Source organism: Halomonas sp. V046 (genome assembly GCF_052645355.1).
Genome location: NZ_JBQXYF010000004.1, coordinates 222,225 through 240,247 on the forward strand (window position 1 = coordinate 222,225; position 18,023 = coordinate 240,247).

General features: G+C 65.6%; 15 protein-coding genes and 1 pseudogene. 1 reads left to right on the forward strand and 15 read right to left on the reverse strand.

The features are described 5' to 3' along the window. Window positions 1-2 precede the first annotated feature (2 nt). The 4 genes from argE to ACUN9Y_RS07060 form a co-directional block, all read right to left on the reverse strand. Entirely contained in the window at window positions 3-1,190 is a 1,188-nt protein-coding gene (gene argE / locus ACUN9Y_RS07045; protein ID WP_445459974.1) for an acetylornithine deacetylase, read from the reverse strand. Between the two features lie 139 nt (window positions 1,191-1,329). Next, window positions 1,330-2,754, reverse strand: coding sequence for a YfcC family protein (locus tag ACUN9Y_RS07050; RefSeq protein WP_445459975.1), 1,425 nt, complete (start codon window positions 2,752-2,754; stop codon window positions 1,330-1,332). 116 nt (window positions 2,755-2,870) lie between these two features. Further along, complete coding sequence (gene hutH / locus ACUN9Y_RS07055; protein WP_445459976.1) at window positions 2,871-4,436, reverse strand: histidine ammonia-lyase; 1,566 nt, start codon at window positions 4,434-4,436, stop codon at window positions 2,871-2,873. Between the two features lie 418 nt (window positions 4,437-4,854). Continuing rightward, the gene (locus tag ACUN9Y_RS07060; RefSeq protein ID WP_445459977.1) at window positions 4,855-6,255 is read right to left on the reverse strand and encodes an aminotransferase-like domain-containing protein; all 1,401 of its coding nucleotides are present in this window, start codon (window positions 6,253-6,255) and stop codon (window positions 4,855-4,857) included. Between the two features lie 115 nt (window positions 6,256-6,370). On the opposite strand from ACUN9Y_RS07060, the gene ACUN9Y_RS07065 reads away from it, so the two are divergent. Continuing rightward, window positions 6,371-6,970 (forward strand): LysE family translocator, encoded by a 600-nt coding sequence (locus ACUN9Y_RS07065; RefSeq protein ID WP_445460089.1) that lies wholly within the window; start codon window positions 6,371-6,373, stop codon window positions 6,968-6,970. A 115-nt stretch (window positions 6,971-7,085) separates the two neighbouring features. On the opposite strand, the gene ACUN9Y_RS07070 is transcribed toward ACUN9Y_RS07065, so the two are convergent. From ACUN9Y_RS07070 to ACUN9Y_RS07120, 11 genes and pseudogenes are all read right to left on the reverse strand, one after another. After that, window positions 7,086-7,496 carry a RidA family protein gene (locus ACUN9Y_RS07070; RefSeq protein WP_445459978.1) on the reverse strand — a complete coding sequence of 137 codons (411 nt, stop codon included), beginning with the start codon at window positions 7,494-7,496 and terminating at the stop codon, window positions 7,086-7,088. A 97-nt stretch (window positions 7,497-7,593) separates the two neighbouring features. Next, the gene (locus tag ACUN9Y_RS07075) at window positions 7,594-7,935 is read right to left on the reverse strand and encodes an MliC family protein (protein ID WP_445459979.1); all 342 of its coding nucleotides are present in this window, start codon (window positions 7,933-7,935) and stop codon (window positions 7,594-7,596) included. 137 nt (window positions 7,936-8,072) lie between these two features. Beyond that, a complete protein-coding gene (locus ACUN9Y_RS07080) occupies window positions 8,073-9,932 on the reverse strand; it encodes a cation:proton antiporter (protein ID WP_445459980.1) in 1,860 nt (619 codons plus the stop codon). A 256-nt stretch (window positions 9,933-10,188) separates the two neighbouring features. Beyond that, window positions 10,189-10,335, reverse strand: a pseudogene (locus tag ACUN9Y_RS07085) (type II toxin-antitoxin system RelE/ParE family toxin); the annotation flags it as partial. A 12-nt stretch (window positions 10,336-10,347) separates the two neighbouring features. Continuing rightward, on the reverse strand, window positions 10,348-10,488 hold the full coding sequence (locus ACUN9Y_RS07090) for a hypothetical protein (protein WP_445459981.1): 141 nt from the start codon (window positions 10,486-10,488) through the stop codon (window positions 10,348-10,350). Continuing rightward, complete coding sequence (locus ACUN9Y_RS07095; RefSeq protein WP_445459982.1) at window positions 10,469-10,756, reverse strand: hypothetical protein; 288 nt, start codon at window positions 10,754-10,756, stop codon at window positions 10,469-10,471. The genes ACUN9Y_RS07090 and ACUN9Y_RS07095 overlap by 20 nt, the downstream gene beginning before the upstream one ends. Before the next feature lie 159 nt (window positions 10,757-10,915). Next, complete coding sequence (locus ACUN9Y_RS07100; RefSeq protein WP_445459983.1) at window positions 10,916-11,836, reverse strand: hydroxymethylglutaryl-CoA lyase; 921 nt, start codon at window positions 11,834-11,836, stop codon at window positions 10,916-10,918. Window positions 11,837-11,962: 126 nt separating this feature from the next. Next, window positions 11,963-14,032: an acetyl/propionyl/methylcrotonyl-CoA carboxylase subunit alpha gene (locus tag ACUN9Y_RS07105; protein WP_445459984.1), complete on the reverse strand. Its 2,070-nt coding sequence runs from the start codon at window positions 14,030-14,032 to the stop codon at window positions 11,963-11,965. A 13-nt stretch (window positions 14,033-14,045) separates the two neighbouring features. Next, window positions 14,046-14,846 carry an enoyl-CoA hydratase-related protein gene (locus ACUN9Y_RS07110; RefSeq protein ID WP_445459985.1) on the reverse strand — a complete coding sequence of 267 codons (801 nt, stop codon included), beginning with the start codon at window positions 14,844-14,846 and terminating at the stop codon, window positions 14,046-14,048. A gap of 76 nt (window positions 14,847-14,922) precedes the next feature. Beyond that, the gene (locus ACUN9Y_RS07115; protein WP_445459986.1) at window positions 14,923-16,530 is read right to left on the reverse strand and encodes a carboxyl transferase domain-containing protein; all 1,608 of its coding nucleotides are present in this window, start codon (window positions 16,528-16,530) and stop codon (window positions 14,923-14,925) included. 72 nt (window positions 16,531-16,602) lie between these two features. After that, window positions 16,603-17,772, reverse strand: a complete 1,170-nt coding sequence (locus ACUN9Y_RS07120) for an isovaleryl-CoA dehydrogenase (protein WP_445459987.1) — start codon at window positions 17,770-17,772, stop codon at window positions 16,603-16,605. Between the last annotated feature and the right edge of the window lie 251 nt (window positions 17,773-18,023).

The window sequence follows — 18,023 nt, forward strand, 5'->3', positions numbered from 1 at the left end:
GCTCAGGTAAAGTCGGGCAGGCCCTGGACGAGGCGCTCGCCGAGCCGGTCGAAGAAGCGTTCGCAGTGCAGGATCTGGTCGATGTCAATGTATTCATCGGGCAGGTGGGCCTGGTGAATGTTGCCTGGTCCACAGACCACGGTCGGCACGCCGAGTTGGGCGAACAGGCCCGCCTCGCAGCCGAAGCCCAAAGGCATGGGCGTCGCGTCGCCTGCGGTCAACTCGGCGATCCAGGCGAGGTAGGAGTCACGGTTTTCGTCAAGCTGCGGATACTGGCTCAGGCATTCCAGTGTTAACCGGGCCTGTCGGGCCAGCGGCACCAGGTCGGCGGCTAGTGCTTGGGGAAAGTCATCGCTCAAGCGCCTGATCAGTTCCTCGGGGTCCTGGCCTGGCAAGGTGCGCATCTCGAAATCGATGCGGCAGCTATCGGGGATCTTGTTCAGCGCATCGCCACCGGCGACAAGCCCTGTGTGTACGGTGGAGTAGGGCGGATCGAAGCGTGTGTCGGGGGCGTCGATGCCGCGCTTTTCGTTCCCCAGTTGGCGTAGTCGGGAGATCACCCCGGCGGCGACGTCGATGGCGTTTACGCCGCGCTCGGGGTAGCCCGAATGGCCGCCTCTGCCGTGCACGGTCGCGCGCATCGCGATATGGCCTTTATGGGCGTTGCCGATGCGCATACCGGTCGGCTCGCCGATGATGGCACCGCGCAGCCGGTGGGCGAGTGCGCCTAGATGGGGCAGCATCAGCGGCGCACCAAGGCACCCCAGCTCCTCATCAAAGGATAGCGCCAGAACGATCCCGGCCTTGTCGAGCCTTGGGTGAAGCGCGATCAACCGCTCCAGGGCGATGCCGATAAAGGCTTTCATATCGGCACTGCCGCGGCCGTAGAGCCGTCCCTCGAGTCGACGCGGCTCGAAGGGCGAGGTGATGGTCCACTGAGCCGGGTCTGCCGGCACCACATCGGTATGGCCGGAGACGAGCAAGGCCGGACCATCGCGCGGTCCGATCTCGGCGATCAGATTGGCCTTGTCGCCCGCTTCGTTGTGAACCAGCGTTGCGGCGATGTTGGCCGCCGCCAGGCGTTCGACGATGTAGTCGATCAAGACGAGGTTGCTCGAATGACTGGTCGTATCCATCGCGATCAGGTCTTCGATCAACGGCAGCGATCGAGGGGCGTCAGGGACGGTCATTGGACGACTCCTTGGGCCACCTGATAGCGCCGCGTGCAACGACAGGTCGCTCGGCGAGGTCGCGGGCCAGCCCTCTCGTATCGCGCGTCGGGTGTGCCCGGGATCGCCGCGTCGAGGCGACGCTGAACTGTCGTGATGCTCATGCGGCGGGCCATATGATCAGGTTGGCGACCATCAGCAGCGCCGCCCCCAGCGCATACAAGGCGATGATCAACGGCAGCATGAAACGGATCCAGCGGCTCCAGGGAATGCCGGCGATGGTCAAGCCCGCCATCAGCCAGCCTGCCGTGGGGGTGAAGGCGTTGGAGATGCCGTCCCCGAACTGGAAGGCCAGCACGGCGACCTGCCGGTCGACGCCCGCCAGGTCTGCAATCGGCGTCATGATCGGCATGGTCAGGGCGGCCTGGCCGCTGCCGGAGGTGACGATGAAGTTCATCAGGCTCTGCATGGCGTACATGCCAAGAGAGGCCTGAGATGACGAGCCCGGGCCAATGAACCCGGCAAGAAAGTGAATGAGGGTATCGATGATCTGTCCCTGCTGGATGATCACCACGATGGTAAAGGCCAGACCCACCGCCAGGGCGCCGTCCATCATGTCCTTGCAGCCCTTGGAAAACGCCGCGGCAATGGCATTGGCGTTCAGGCCCGCGATGACCCCGGTGACGATGCCGAGCAATAGGAAGGTTCCAGCCATCTCCTTGAGGTACCAGCCCAGCGAGCTGACGCCGACGATCACGACCACCAGAGACAATGCAAAGGCGGCAAGTATCAGCAGGTGGCGGCGTGACAGGGTTGGCAAGGTGTCGCCGCTGGACGCGGCCATGGGCGGTACGATGTCGTAGACGACGCTGCGGCTCGGCTGGCGTTGTACCCGTCTGGCGTAGAACATCACATACGCCACGCTGAGCGAGACGAACAGGACCCAGCACAGCAGGCGATAGCCGAGTCCGGAGAACAACGGCAGCTCGGCGATGGTCTGGGCAACGCCAACGTTGAACGGATTGAGAAAGGAGCCGGTATAGCCGATGGCCGTCCCGACCAGGGGGATGGCGGCGGCGACCACGGCGTCGTATCCGATGCGTAGTGCCAGTGGCAGCAGTATGAAGATGTAGACGATGCTGCCTTCGATCATGCCGTAGGTGCCGGAGCACAGGGCGAAGAACGTCATCATCAGCGGAATGATCAGGATTTCTCGGCCGGCGAGCTTTCTCAAGATGAACTCGACCAGCCCCTCGAGCGCACGAGACTGGCGCAGCACGCCGAAGGTGCCGCCGACGATGATCAGAAAGAAGATGATGGCACCGCCGCTTTGCATGCCCTCGAAGAAGGCATTGAAGAAGCCCAGCAGACCGATACCCTGATGATCGATGACCCGATAGGTGCCATCGATGATCAAAGTGCGTCCCTGGTCGTTGACCACGCGGTCGTAGGTGCCGCTGGGCACGATCCAGGTGACGACGGCGGCGAGGATCGCCAGGCAGAAGAGGATAACGAAGGCGTGGGGTAGGGGCGTGTCGGACGGAGCCGGCGAGGCGCTCTCGTGGGTGGCGGTGGTATGGGTCATTGTTGGTCCCGGTGGCGGGGTAAAGGGCTCCTCCGGGGAGGCGCCGGCACGACGATATCGACTGGGTCATGTGGTGATGCTGAGGGCCTTGACCGGCAATACCTCATGCTTTGGGTTTAGTCCCTCGCCGTGGAGTCTGTCGATGCCGATCGTCGAGATGGCAAGAGATCCGCCGGAATCAGCGTAGTGAGGACATTGGCCGCCAACAGCTCGATGGCGGCCTCGATGTCCGGCGCAAAGTAGCGGTCCTCGGCATATGGCGCGACGCGTTGGCGCAGCACCGCGCGGGCCTGCTCAAGGCGCGGCGTGCTGGTCAGGCCATGCCTCAGGTCGAGGCCCTGGCAGGCCGAAAGCCACTCCACGGCGAGGATGCCGCGCACATTCTCGGCCATGGCCCACAGGCGTCGTCCCGCCGCCGGAGCCATCGATACATGATCTTCCTGGTTGGCCGACGTCGGCAGGCTGTCGACGCTGTGGGGGTGAGCCAACGCCTTGTTTTCGCTGGCCAGCGCCGCGGCAGTGACCTGGGCGATCATGAAGCCGGAGTTGACGCCGCCGTGCTCGACCAGAAACGGCGGCAGGCGCGACATCTGGGTGTCCATCATCAGTGCGATGCGGCGCTCGGCCAGGGCTCCGATTTCGGCGATGGCCAGCGCCAGGTTGTCCGCGGCCAGGGCCACGGGTTCTGCGTGGAAGTTGCCACCGGAGAGCACGTCCCCGGCGTCGGCGAACACCAGCGGATTATCCGACACCGCATTGGCCTCCACCCCTAGCACCTCTGCAGCCTGACGCAATTGGGTCAGCACGGCTCCCATGACCTGGGGCTGGCAGCGCAGCGAGTAGGGATCCTGAACCTTGCCGCAGTGCTCGTGTGAGGCGCTGATGGCGCTACCCGCGCCGAGCAGGTGGCGGTATCCCCGGGCGGCATCGATCTGTCCAGGCTGACCGCGCAGCGCGTGGATGCGGGCATCGAAGGGTACCCGCGATGCCAGGGTCGCCTCGACCGTCAGGGCGCCGGACACCGTCGCGGACGCGTAGAGATCCTCGGCCTCGAACAGGCCCTTCAGGGCGAAGGCGGTGGAGACCTGGGTGCCGTTGAGCAGGGCCAGCCCTTCCTTGGGGGCGAGGGGCATCGGCGAGAGCCCCGCGATGTCCAACGCTTCTCGCGCCGGGAGCCATTGTCCCCGGTGGCGCGCCTGCCCTTCACCCAGCAACACCAGGCTCATGTGAGCCAGGGGTGCCAGATCCCCCGAGGCGCCGACCGACCCCTTGAGCGGGATGCGCGGGTAGACGCCGGCATTGACCAGTTTGATCAGGGCATCGAGCAGCGTGCGCCGGATGCCGGAAAACCCCCGGGCCAGGGCGTTGATCTTCAGCACCATGATCAGGCGGACCAGATCATCGTCCATCGGCTCACCGACCCCGGTGGCGTGGGACAGCACCAGGGAACGCTGCAAATCGTCGAGCTGGTCGGTATCGATGCGGGTCTGAGCCAGCAGGCCGAACCCGGTATTGATGCCGTAGACCACACGGTCCTCGGCGATGACCCGAGCGACCGTGTCGACGCTCGCTTGAATGCCGGCGTCGGCTTGCTCGGCCAGGTGGAGAGATACCGGGCCGGTGAGGATTGTCCTGGCATCGGCAAGGGTCAGTTTTCCGGGGTCGAGTCGCAGGTCGGCCATGGGCAGCATCCTTGTCAGCGGGAGGGGGTGGTCTGGCCAACGACGGTGCCGGGTCCGTGGAAATTCGCCGGTCGCGGCCAGATGTATATACAAATGGGTGCTGAACTGAGGATCGTAGGACGCCGGCGACGTGTCAAGAACGGCGCCGGTCTCGGGGTATGAACAAAAATGCCGTCGTGTCGCGAAAGTCCCGAGGATTCAGCGTTCTGCCAGCGCACCGCTAGCGCCAGACTGGAGCGGTGATGAGCCACCGGTGTCGGGCCGGCGAAGGCTCACGGATGAGTGCGTCATGTATCGCTAGGGCCAGGAAGGCCTCTGTGTATATACAAGAGTCGCCCGCATGCCGATGGCCTGGGTCGCGGGCCGAGTGCCTTTGCTGGCCCTGTCTTCGGGGTATGGAAAGGTGCCAGGCGCTTGCCTAGAGCATCGCCCAGGGCGATGCCCCGGGGTGTTCCAGGACCTCGGCGATCACGTCGAGGGCGTGGTTCAGCGACGCGTGGTCAGCGGCGGATCCGAGGCACAGACGAATGGCCTGGGGAGCCGGTTCGCTGCCGGTGCAGAAAGGCTCGGGCGTCGCCACCCGAATCCCTCGCTGGCCCAACAGCGCGTGGACCTCACTGGAACGGCGCCCCTCCGGCAGGGGCAGCCAGAGGTTGGAGCCGAGTGGCTGGCCCTGGGGCGCGTGGCTGGCCAATCGTTGCCGTGCCATGCGCTGACGCTCGGCGAGCTCCTCGGTCTGCCAGTCGAGCAGCGCCTGGGACTGAGGATGCGCTATCCAGCGACACGCGGCCTCGACCATCAGCGGCGGCACCATCCAGCTCTGGGCGCGGATGGCGGCGCCGATGCGCTCACGTAGCGGTTCCGGGACCTGCAGCGTTCCCACCCGAAGACCCCCGGACAGGACCTTGGCGGTACTGAAGATATGCAAGGTGCGCTCTGGCGCCAGCGCACACAGCGACGGGCCCCGTGCCGAAGGCGGAAGGTACTGCACGGCATCTTCGATCAGCCAGAAATCGTGCTCGCGAGCCAGTGCGACCAACTGCTCTCGGCGCTCAGGCGACAGACTCGCGCCGGTGGGGTTGTTCTGGTCCGGGGTGACGTAGACGAGTCGTGGAGCCTGGCGTTGGCATTGGCGCGCCAGCGCGGTCACGTCCATACCGTGATCATCCAGGGGCACACCGACCGGCTTCAGATGCGATTGGCGGGCGGCGGCGATAAAGCCGGGGTAGGTCAGCGCATCGGCGGCAACCAGGTCTCCCGGCCGGGTGAGCGCCCGCAGGGCCAGGTCGATACCGTGCTGGCCGCCCTGGGTGACGGCCAGCACGCCACAGTGATGGGGAAGGGCGAGTGTTTCGAGCCAGCGGCCGAGGCGACGGCGATGCTCCTCGGTGCCGATATCGGCCTGGTAGTCCACCGCCATCTGCAGCGCGGCCGGGTCCTGGCTGATCTCACGCAGCGCCTCTCGCAATCCCTCCACCCGCCAGGGGTGGGGCGGTGGCAGGCTCAGGCTCATGTCGATGATGCCGTCGGCTTCGCTGCTTCGCGGGTGGATGACGAAGGGTGGCGTGGATTCGGGTTCACAGACGTAGGTGCCGCTCCCCACGCGCGAGGTCACCAAGCCCTGGTGCAGGGCTTCGGCGTAGGCACGGGTCACGGTGCCCACGGTCACCCCCAGGCGATCGGCGAGTCGGCGCTGAGGCGGCAGGCGTTCACCGGGTTTGAGATCGCCCCGGGAAATGGCGGCGCCGATGGCGGTGGCGATACGCCGATAGCGGGGGGCGGCGATGCCGTCGTCGAGCTGCGGTGTCCATATTGTCATGGTGACAATAAAACCTTTGACGTCGTAATTGTCCCCATTATGCTCAGTAAAAGCGGGTTTTTACAGCCCGTGGTTCGGAAAATGTATGGGTACAATTATTGACGGAGCACCAGCCATGGAAGATCTTGGGTTCTTGCTCCCGGCGTCGCTGTTCATGATATCGATGACCATCACGCCCGGGCCGAACAATGTCATGCTGACGGCCTCGGGGGCCAACTACGGCTTTCTGCGCACGATGCCGCACCTGCTGGGCATTCTGGCCGGTTGTTTCATGCTCTTCGGTGGCATCGCGCTGGGGCTCGGCGTGGTGTTCGAGCGTTTCCCGCTGGTCCAGCAGGGGTTGAAGCTCGTCGGCAGTCTGTATCTGCTGGTCCTGGCCTGGAAGATCGCCAAGGCGCCGCCGCCGAACCTGCGCACCGATGGTGCTCGTCCCCTGTCGTTCTGGCAGGCGTTGGCCTTTCAGTTCGCCAACCCCAAGGCCTGGGTAATGGGCATGGCGCTGATGGCGAGTTTCCTGCCCGAGTCGGGCAATCCGCTGCTCAATGCGGTGGTCCTGGCCGGGGTGGCCGAACTGGTAGGACTGCCTTGCATCATGCTGTGGGCGGCGTTTGGCACCGCGATCGGACGACTGCTCAAGACCCCACGGGCATGGCGCTGGTTCAACGGCAGCATGGGGGCGATGACCGCGGCCTGCGTGGTGCTGATCTTGCAGTGAGCCGCGGCGAGGGGCGCTAGGGCCGGGCTTGTCGGGCCCGTAGGCTCACCTGTTAGTCACGCCCGCCCGTTGGCGAGCGTGCGCTTGTCGTCGGTCCGCTCTGGGCCTTTCGGCCTCAGTTGGGATCGTCGGGCGTCGCGCCTTCGGGGCGCCGTGCGGTGACGGTGATTTCGACGCTGGCGCCGCCGTGCAATTGCGGAGACACCGTGCAGGTGCGCGCCGGGAAGCTCGCTTGGTCGAACCATTCGGCGTAGACGCTATCGACATCTGCCTGCAGGGCCAGGTCGGTCACGTGGATCTGGACCTTGACGGCATCTGCCAGTTGGCAGCCCGCCTGCTCCAGCAGGTGATCGACGCGGCGCAGGATCCAGCGCGTTTCTTCCGCCGCGTCCCCGATCACCGAGTCACCGTCCTGGATATCGGCCACCGTCAGGCCGGACAGGTGCGCGTAGTGCTTGTCCATGACGAGATGGCTGCCGGGAAAGGTCGGCGTCGGCAGGGTCGGGTCGTTGAAGTAGCGAGGCATGGTGCCTCCTCAGCGCGGGGCGTTAGTGAAGTGACGAGAGCCGGGCGCGGTCGCACCCGGCCACGGGCGTCAGAACATCGACGTCAGGGCCTTGGGATCAAGCCGAGGTTTCACACTGGACGGGCATGCGGCGTCCAACGGTCCAGGTGGCTTCGTTGCCCTTGCCACGCAGCTGGTGTTGGCCGTTGGCCGAAGCATAGGCCATGCCGGAGCCTGAGCGTTGGCGCTCGAGCTCGAAGGTGTCGCCGTGCATCTCGACCTTGGCGGTCTCGGGCGAGTCGAAGATCACCGTGAACTGGCTGCCGTCCTGGCACACGTACGCGGCACTGCGGGCCTGCTGGTCGCCGCTATCGGTGGTGTCTTCGGTGGTGTGTCCACCGGCACAGCCGGCCAGGGTGGTGGCGATGGCAGTGGCGGCAATCCATGGGGTCAGTTTCATCGGGCTTCCTTGTCGTGGCTGAAGGAGACAGGAGAAAGTGGTGCTGATCCTGTCCGAAACGTTACTGCGTTAGTCTACGACAACCGGCACAAGTTCCTAAGCAGGCTTTGTTGTTTTTCGAATCCAGGTCATCATCGTTACGACGGGAGCTCGCCGTCCGCCTGTAGGCCGTCGGCGCCTTGGCGTGCCCGGTTGCGCCTTGCCTTGTCGTCGCTGGTGTCGTCTGGCACCAGGGCGAGCAGGGTTTCATCACTATCGGCGTCGAAGCTTGCGTCCCGGGTCATGACCCGAACGCCGCCGTCTTCCGAGTAGGCCGAAATGACCCGCGCGTCCGGATTATCGCGGCGATAGTCGGCGAAGGTGTAGGCCTCGCTTAGGCGCGTCAACCGCAAGCACCAGCCCTGGTCGATGCGTGAGATCGCGGTATCGTAGTCAAGCCGGTTGCCGAAATAGTAGCCGCCGAGGGTCTCCGGCGCCTTGTTGGCACTATCGCCGGATTCGCCGTTGGCCGGGGCGAATTGAAAGACGCGGTGGTGCCCGAATTCCGGCCCATAATTGACGCACACCAGGGCGTTGTAGTCGTCGTTGTCGGTCAGCGCCACCAGGGAATCGAACTGGTTCATTTCCATATCGAGTTCGGCCTCCTCCGACAGCACCTCGCCGAAGTAGGTCGGGAAGTCCTTGCCCCGTACCGTGCGCAGGCGCTTGAAGTTGCGATCGGCGATCAGCACCGGCCGACCGGTCGACTGTATGGCCTCTGCCAGGCGCAGCGTGAAAGGGTTGGCGCCAACGATCAGCAGTCCCTTGACCGCCGTGGACTTGAGATTGAAGCGGCGTGACAGTGGCTCCAGCGAGAAGCCGTGGAACACCACGGTGACAGCAACGATGGCGAACGCCAGCGGGGGCAGGATGGCCGCATCCTCGACGCCAAGGTCTACCAGGCGAGAGCCGAACAGGCCGGCGATAGCCACCGCCACCACACCCCGCGGCCCGATCCAACCGACGATCAACTTCTCCGACAGCGGAAGCTTCACCCCGACCAGGGACACGAACACCGCGACCGGGCGCACCAGGAACAGTACCACCAGCACGAAGATGATCTCGCGCGGACTTAAGGACAGCAGACGCGCGAGTTCCACATCCGCCGCCAGCAGGATGAACACGCCCGAGACCAGCAGGATGGTGATGTTCTCCTTGAAGCGTCGAATCTCCTCCAGCGATGACAGCGACGAATTGCCGATGACCACCCCCATGACGGTCACCGCCAGCAGGCCGCTTTCATGCAGCAGGGCGTTGGGCGCGGCATAGGTGAGCATGACGAAGACGATCATCACCGGCACCTTCAGGTACTCGGGAATATGGCCGCGCTTGAGGGCAAGGATCATCAGCCAGGCGGTGAAGTAGCCGAAGGCACCGGCGGCGATGCTGCCGAGTGCCATGTGGGCGAGGGTCAGGGAGAGCGCCTCGGACGAGTAGGCGACGATGGTCAGCTCGAAGGCCAGCACCGCCGCCAGGGCACCGACCGGGTCGTTGATGATGGCTTCCCAGCGCAGGATCTCGGCCGGGCGCCGCTTGAGACTCGCCTGGCGCAGCAGCGGGATGATCACGGTGGGGCCGGTGACGATCAGAATACCGCCAAGCACGGACGCAGACGCCCAGCTGAGCCCGCCGATGAAGTGGCCGGCGAGCGTCGACAGGACCCACACCAGCGGGCCACCGAGAAACACCAGGCGCTTGACGGCGATCTCGGCGTCGGCGAGACGCGAGAAGTTCAGCGTCAGCCCGCCTTCGAACAGGATAAGGGCCACGGCGACCGCGATCAGGGGTTCGAGCAGGTCGCCGAAGATCGCGTGGGGATCCAGCACCCCGCTGACCGGGCCGATCAGCACGCCGACGATCAGCATTACCACGATGGCGGGAATCTTCCAGCGCCAGGCCAGCCACTGGGCACCGATGCCGCAGGCCGCGATCAGGCAGAACACGATAACGGGGGTCATGAAGGCTTCCCTGACACGTGAAAGAGCAAAGAGTCGTCTTCATGAACGCTAGGCGGAGGAGAGGGATATCACAAGCGGGTCGGTTAAACGTAAGTGCCGGCGGCCATCGGCGCGCGTTCCGCCGTCAGCGGCACGCAAGACCGACCCGAACCCCGCCGTTGCGGTTGCCTCGAGAGCGCTAACACCGACGACACCCCACGGCGGTTCGCCGGTAGATGCCGTTTTCTGGATTCCAGCGTGTTGCTCTCCGCTGATGTCAATCGCAGGGCGGCCAATGGCGTGACGTATGGACAAGCGTCAGTATCCACACAACGTCTCCCTCGATGTCATAGACCAGGCGGTAGTTTTCGTGGGGATAGAGCTCGCGCGTATCGGGCAGGAGCCCTGGGCTGCCGAGGAAGGGAAAGGTGCGGAGTCATTCTACCGCATGGCTGAATAGCTGATCCATCTTGAGGGCGCCACGGGGATTTTCTGCTCCGATGTACTCCACGATATCGGCGCGGTCTTGCATCGCCAGTGCCCCGTCCAGCGGACCTTCACGGCTCAGATGCTTCAAGGCGGCGTTTCAATGCTGCGCGACGCCTCGCGGCTTCCGCTTCGACGGCTTCATTGGAGTAGTGCTGGCCGCTGGCTCTCTGTGATCGAGCCTGTTCGACCTTCTGGCCGAGGAATTCATCGTACTCCCTGGCTTTTTGCTGGTGTCGGAGGTAATCACGCATGAGTTCTCGAAGCACCTGGGACGCCGGTCGGTGGGCGGCTTCGGCCATGAAGGCGTCGCGCAGCTCGGATTCGAGCTTCATGGTGAAGACGGCGTGCTTGGTCATGGACCTGTCCTCCGGCATGGTACTAACGAATTCTATACGGCAGTGCAGGGGGATGCCAGAAAGGGCCTGGACCGCCGCTTGCCGCTTGCCGCTTGCCGCTTACCGCTTACCGCTTACCGCTTACCGCTCGCCGGCAGCCGCCACCGCCACGCTTACCGCTTACCGCTCGCCGGCAGCCGCCACCGCCACGCTTGCCTTGGAGCGGTTAGGTCGGCGAATTTCCTTGGTGATCCAGTCGCCCACGGCGGCGATCCTGGCAAGATCCACGGGCGTCTTGATGCCTAGCCCGTTGAGCAGGTAGACGACGTCTTCGGTGGCCACGTTGCCACTAGCCCCCTTGGCGTAGGGGCAACCGCCGAGGCCCGCCACCGAGGCGTCGATGACGGCGACGCCTTCTTCCAGCACCGCCACCAGGTTGGCCAGTGCCTGTCCGTAGGTGTCGTGGAAATGCGCGGCGAGGCGCTCGATCGGCACGTCGCGGGCCACCGCTTCGAGCATGCGCTTGGCCGCCAGTGGCGTGCCGGTGCCGATGGTGTCGCCCAGCGATACCTCGTAGCAGCCCATCTGGTCCAGCGCTCGCGACACCGCCGCCACCGCCTCGGGCGCGATGTCGCCCTCGTAGGGGCAGCCCAGCACGCAGGAGACGTAGCCGCGAACGCGAATGCCTTCGGCCTGGGCGCGTTCGACCACCGGGGCGAAGCGGTCGAGTGACTCGGCGATCGAGCAGTTGATGTTCTTGTGCGAGAACGACTCCGAGGCCGCACCGAAGACGGCGACTTCCGTCACGCCGCATTCGATCGCCGCCTCGAGACCCTTGAGATTCGGGGTCAGGGCCGAATAGGTGACGCCGTGACGCGCCTTGCCTTCTTGCATCAGCGCCTGCATCACCGGGCGATGGTCGGCCATCTGCGGCACCCACTTCGGGGACACGAAACTGGCGGCCTCGATATGGCGATGGCCGGCGCCTGCGAGTCGGTCGATCAGGTCGAGCTTGGTCGCGGTGGCGATCGGGTCCGGCTCGTTCTGCAGGCCGTCCCGGGGGCCGACTTCCACCAGGCGCACGGATTCGGGAAATGCCATGAGGCCTCCTTGACGTTGGGGTGGCACGGGATCGTCCCGTGCTGAGCCGGCACCGCGTCAGCGCCGAGTTCGGGCCAGTTGGCCGTCGAGTCAGCGCCGCACCGGCGACCGGCTGCGTATTCCTTGTTACTCGCCCTCGGGGGCAAATTCCACCAGCACATCGCCTTGGCCCACGGTGTCGCCGGCGGAGAAAGGGAAGCTTGCCACCTGACCATCGGACGGCGCCGATAGGGTGTGTTCCATCTTCATGGCTTCCATCACCATCAGCGCCGAGCCCTTTTCGACCGGTTGTCCCGGCTCGACCAGAAGCGCCACCACGGTGCCGTGCATGGGCGCGGTCAGGGTCGATTCGGTCTCGCGCTGGCCATGGTCGATGGCATCGATGCGCCGCCAGTACAGGCGGGTCTCGCCCTGGGGACTGGCCAGGACAATCTCGTTGCCATCGCGGCGTGCCTGCAGGCGACGGCGGTGGCCGTCCAGGGTGATCGCCACGGCGTCCCCGGGCAGCTCGGTCAGGGTCGCCGAGAGCGGCGCGGTGTCGATATCGGCTCCCCGTACGCTTAGCTGCCAGGCATCGTCACTGGCTCGATGTGTGCCCTCGACGACGGCGAGGCTCTCGGGCTCCGGCGACTGGGCATCACGCGGATCGCACAGGCTGATGCGAATGCTGCGCGGGCCGTTCAGGCGAAAGCCGTCGTGGCGATCCCAGGGCGAGTCGCTCTCGCTCTCCCGAGCCAGTTGGTGCAGGGCGATCAGCGCGGCACTGGCCAGGCTATCGCGATCGGCGCGACGGTCAGCGAACAGGCTGTCCCCGTGGCGTTCGATGAAGCGTGTGTCGAGATCCGCCGCCTGGAACGCCGGGTGGGTCGCCAGACGCTGCAGAAAGCCGCGGTTGGTCACCACGCCCTGCACATCGAGTGCCGCCAGGGCGCGATTGAGGGTGGCGAGCGCGGAGGCGCGATCGGCGCCGTGGACGATCAACTTGGCCAGCATCGGGTCATAGTGCATCGAGACGCTATCGCCGCTTTCGACGCCGCTGTCCAGGCGCACGCGATCGGCGTCCAGGTCCGCGCCGACCAGGTCAAGCGCAAAGCGGGACAGGCGGCCGGTTGCCGGCAGGAAATCGTTATCGGCATCCTCGGCGTAGAGCCGTGCCTCGAAACTATGGCCGTCGATGGTCAGCTCATCCTGGGCAAGCGGCAGCGATTCGCCCATGGCGACGCGTAGCTGCCACTCGACCAGGTCCTGGCCGGTGATCATCTCGGTGACCGGGTGCTCGACCTGCAGGCGGGTGTTCATTTCCATGAAATAGAACGAGCCGTCGACGTCGAGTAGAAACTCCACGGTGCCGGCGCCGACATAGCCGATCTCCTTGGCCGCACGCACCGCGGCTTCCCCCATTTCGCTGCGCAGGGCGTCGCTCATGCCCGGCGCCGGGGCTTCCTCGAGCACCTTCTGGTGACGACGCTGCACGCTGCAGTCACGCTCGAACAGGTAGACGCCGTTGCCGTGGCTATCGCAGAACACCTGGACCTCGACGTGACGCGGCTGGGTCAGGTACTTCTCGATCAGCATGCGGTCGTCGTTGAAAGACGCCCGGGACTCGCGGCGACAGCCGTCGAGGGCCGCCTGAAATGCATCGCCATCCTCGACCACGCGCATGCCCTTGCCGCCGCCGCCGGCGCTGGCCTTGAGCAGCACCGGGTAGCCGATAGCATCGGCCTCGCGCCTGAGCAGGGCATCGTCCTGATCGTTGCCGTGATAACCCGGGACCAGCGGTACGCCGGCGTCCATCATGCGTGCCTTGGCCGCGGACTTGTCGCCCATGGCGGCGATGCTCGCCGCCGGGGGCCCGACGAAGATGATGCCGGCCTCGACGCAGGCACGCACGAAGTCGCCGTTCTCGGACAGAAAGCCGTAACCGGGGTGGATGGCGCCGGCGCCTGAACGCTCGGCCGCCGCGATGACCCTGGCGACGTCGAGGTAGCTCTCCCGCGCGGCGGCAGGCCCGAGTCGGATCGCTTCATCGGCTTCGCGCACGTGGCGTGCGCCTTCGTCGGCATCGGAATAGACCGCGACGGTACGCAGCCCCATGCGGCGGGCGGTGCGCATGACGCGGCAGGCGATTTCGCCGCGGTTGGCGACGAGCAGGGTGTCGAAGCGCGCGCTGGCGGTGCTGTCAAAAGTCGAGCTCATGGTGGCGCTCCAGTCAGGAAGAGGGGGTCCAGGCAGGACGACGTTTTTCGAGGAAGCTCGCCAGGCCTTCCTGGCCTTCGGCGCTGACGCGTAGCTGGCTGATCACGGCGCAGGTACGCTCGCGGGTCTGGTCGGTATCGGGCGCGCGGGCGACCTCGGCCAGCAGCGCCTTGGTCGCTTGACTGGCCTGGGGCGAGGTGCCGAGCAGGGTGTCGAGCATCGCTTCGACCGCAGCATCGAGGCTGTCCGGGGCTACGACCTGATGGGCCAGGCCCAGCTCTCTCGCGGTGGTGGCGTCGATGACTTCGGCGCTCAGGGCGTAGCGGCGCATCTGGCGGCTGCCGATGGCGCGCTGCACATAGGGACTGATGACCGCTGGCGACAGGCCGATGCGCACTTCCGACAGGCAGAACTTGGCGCGCTCGCTGGCGATCACGATGTCGCAGCAGGCGGCGAGACCCACGGCACCGCCGAAGGCGGCGCCCTGAACCCGAGCGAGTGTCGGGCAGGGCAGGGTATCGAGGCCATGCATCAGCGCCGACAGCTTGCGCGAGTCGGCCAGGTTGTCGTCGACGCTGTAGTCGACCATGCGCTTCATCCAGTTGAGATCCGCGCCGGCCGAGAAGCTCTTGCCTTCGGAGCCGAGTACCAGCACCCGAACCTCGCCTCGTGCTGCCTTTTCGCGGAGCGCGTCCAGATGGTCGTTGAGCTCACCGATCAAACCGTCATCGAAGGCATTGTGGACCTCGGGACGCACCAGGGTCAGCCAGGCCACACCGCGGTCGTCGACGGTAAGTTGAGACATGTCAGTCATAGGGAGTTCCTTCGAACGAGCCGGGGGCTGGGCGCCGAGCGTCGGCTCAGTGCCAGGGCCTCCGGCTCAGGCGCAGTTACATTCTGAAGACGCCGAAGCGGGTCTCTTCGATATCGGCGTTCATGGCGGCGGCTAGCGACAGGCCAAGCACATCACGGGTCTGGGCGGGGTCGATGACGCCGTCGTCCCACAGTCGGGCGCTGGCGTAGTACGGGTGCCCCTGGTGCTCGTACTGTTCCCGCGTCGGCTTCTTGAAGGCCGCCTCCTCGTCGGCAGACCAGGACTCGCCGGCGCGCTCGATCTGCTCGCGCTTGACCTGGGCAAGCACCCCGGCCGCCTGCTCGCCGCCCATCACCGAAATGCGCGAGTTCGGCCACATGAACAGCAGGTTGGGATCGTAGGCGCGGCCGCACATGCCATAGTTGCCGGCGCCGAAGCTGCCGCCGATCAGCACGGTAAACTTCGGCACCCTTGCGCAGGCCACCGCCGTGACGAGCTTGGCCCCATGCTTGGCGATGCCTTCGTGCTCGTACTTCGAACCGACCATGAAACCGGTGATGTTCTGCAGGAACACCAGCGGAATCTTGCGCTGGGCGCACAGCTCGATGAAGTGGGCGCCCTTGACCGCGCTTTCGGAAAACAGCACGCCATTGTTGGCCACGATGCCGACCGGGTGACCATGGATATGGGCAAAGCCCGTCACCAGGGTGTCGCCGTAGTAGCGCTTGAATTCATCGAAGTCCGAGCCGTCGACGATGCGGGCGATGACCTCGCGAACGTCGAAGGGCTTCTTCAGGTCGGTACCGACGATGCCGTACAGCTCTTCAGGGTCGAGCTTCGGCGGGCGAGGGGGCTGCATGGCCAGCTGGCCGCGCTTTTGCCAGTTGAGGCGCGCGACGCAGCGGCGGGCCAGCTGCAGGGCGTGGGCATCGTTGTCGGCATAGTGGTCCGCCACGCCGCTGATGCGGGTGTGGACGTCGGCGCCGCCGAGGTCCTCGGCGCTGATGCTCTCGCCGGTGGCAGCCTTCACCAGCGGCGGCCCGCCGAGAAAGATGGTGCCCTGTTCCTTGACGATGATCGACTCGTCGGCCATGGCCGGCACATAGGCGCCGCCGGCGGTGCAGGAGCCCATGACCACGGCGATCTGGGGAATGCCCTGGGCCGACATCGTCGCCTGGTTGTAGAAGATTCGGCCGAAGTGGTCACGGTCGGGAAAGACCTCGTCCTGGCGCGGCAGGAAGGCGCCGCCGGAGTCGACCAGGTAGACGCAGGGCAGGCGGTGCTTGAGGGCGATTTCCTGGGCGCGCAGGTGCTTTTTCACCGTCAGCGGGAAGTAGGTTCCGCCCTTGACGGTGGCATCGTTGGCGACGACGACGCACTCGACGCCCTGAATACGGCCGATGCCGGTCACCACGCCGGCGGCGGGCACCTCGGCGTCGTAGACCTCATGGGCGGCGAGCGCCGAGAACTCGAGGAAGGGCGAGCCTTCGTCGAGCAGGTGGTCGATACGGTCGCGCACGTAAAGCTTGCCGCGCGACTCGTGACGCGTGCGCGCCTTGTCGCCGCCGCCGCGACGGATGGCGGCGGTCAGGTCGTGCAGCCGTTCCACCTCGGCGCGCATCGCCGCGTCCTTGGCCTTGAAGTCCTCGGTGCGCGGATTGATCTGAGTGTCTAGGGTAGCCATTGCCCCTCCGAGATGAGCCGAAGCGTGCCGTGGGAAGGGCGCCCCGTAAGGCGCCGCCCTCCCGCCGTGCGCTTACTTGGATTCGTTGAACAGTTCGCGGCCGATCAGCATGCGACGGATCTCGCTGGTGCCGGCACCGATCTCGTAGAGCTTGGCGTCGCGCAGTAGGCGACCCGTCGGGTACTCGTTGATGTAGCCGTTGCCGCCGAGGAGCTGGATCGCATCCAGCGCCACCTGGGTGGCTTTCTCCGCGCAGTAGAGGATCACCCCGGCGGCATCCTTGCGCGACGAGTGGCCGCGGTCGCAGGCCGCCGCCACCGCATACAGGTACGCGCGGCAGGCGTTCAGCGTGGTGTACATGTCGGCGACCTTGCCCTGGACCAGCTGGAACTCGCCGATCGACTGGTCGAACTGCTTGCGCTCGTGGATGTAGGGAAGCACCACGTCCATAGCCGCCTGCATGATGCCGATCGGACCCGCGGCCAGCACCGTGCGTTCGAAGTCGAGCCCGCTCATCAAGACGCGCACGCCCTTGCCAAGCTCGCCGAGCACGTTGGCCTCGGGCACCTCGCAGTCCTGGAACACCAGCTCACAGGTGTTGGAACCGCGCATGCCGAGCTTGTCGAGCTTCTGGGCGGTGGAGAACCCGGGAAAATCCTTCTCGATGATAAAGGCGGTGATGCCCTTGGAGCCCGCGTCCGGGTCGGTCTTGGCGTAGACCACCAGCACATCGGCATCGGGGCCGTTGGTGATCCACATCTTGTTGCCGTTGAGGATGTAACGGTCGCCGTCCTTGCGGGCGCGAAGCTTCATCGAGACGACGTCGGAGCCGGCGCCGGGCTCGGACATGGCCAGTGCGCCGACGTGCTCACCGCTGATCAGCTTGGGCAGGTACTTGGCTTTCTGTTCGGGGCTTGCGTTGATCTTCAGCTGATTGACGCACAGGTTGGAGTGCGCGCCGTAGGATAGGCCGACGGAGGCGCTGGCCCGGGAGATCTCCTCCATGGCGATGCAGTGGGCCAGGTAGCCCATGCCGGTGCCGCCGTCTTCCTCGGAGACGGTCACGCCGAGCAGGCCCATGTCGCCGAACTTCTGCCACAGATCACTCGGAAACTCGTTGTTCTCATCGATCTTCGCGGCGCGCGGAGCGATTTCGTCCCGAGCGAAGGCGTTGACCTGATCGCGCAGCATCACCAGGGTTTCGTCGAGGCCGAAGTCGAGCGGGGCATAGGGGCTGTACATGGGGGACTCCCGGGGTGTTTCAGAGGGAGAGTGGCGATGACGATGAGCGGCCACTCCCCGATGGAGGTAATGGTGACAGACTAGGCAAGGTTGACGTTAACGTAAAGTGCAGCTTCGCTCGTCTTCGACCAAAGTCATAGCCAGGGCGGTGCGCCTTCGACCAGAAACCAGAAACCAGAAACCAGAAACCGCAAGCCAGGAGACAAGCGTGTTGGGCGGGGGCCGCCTGGACGGCGGCCGTTGCCAGGCGG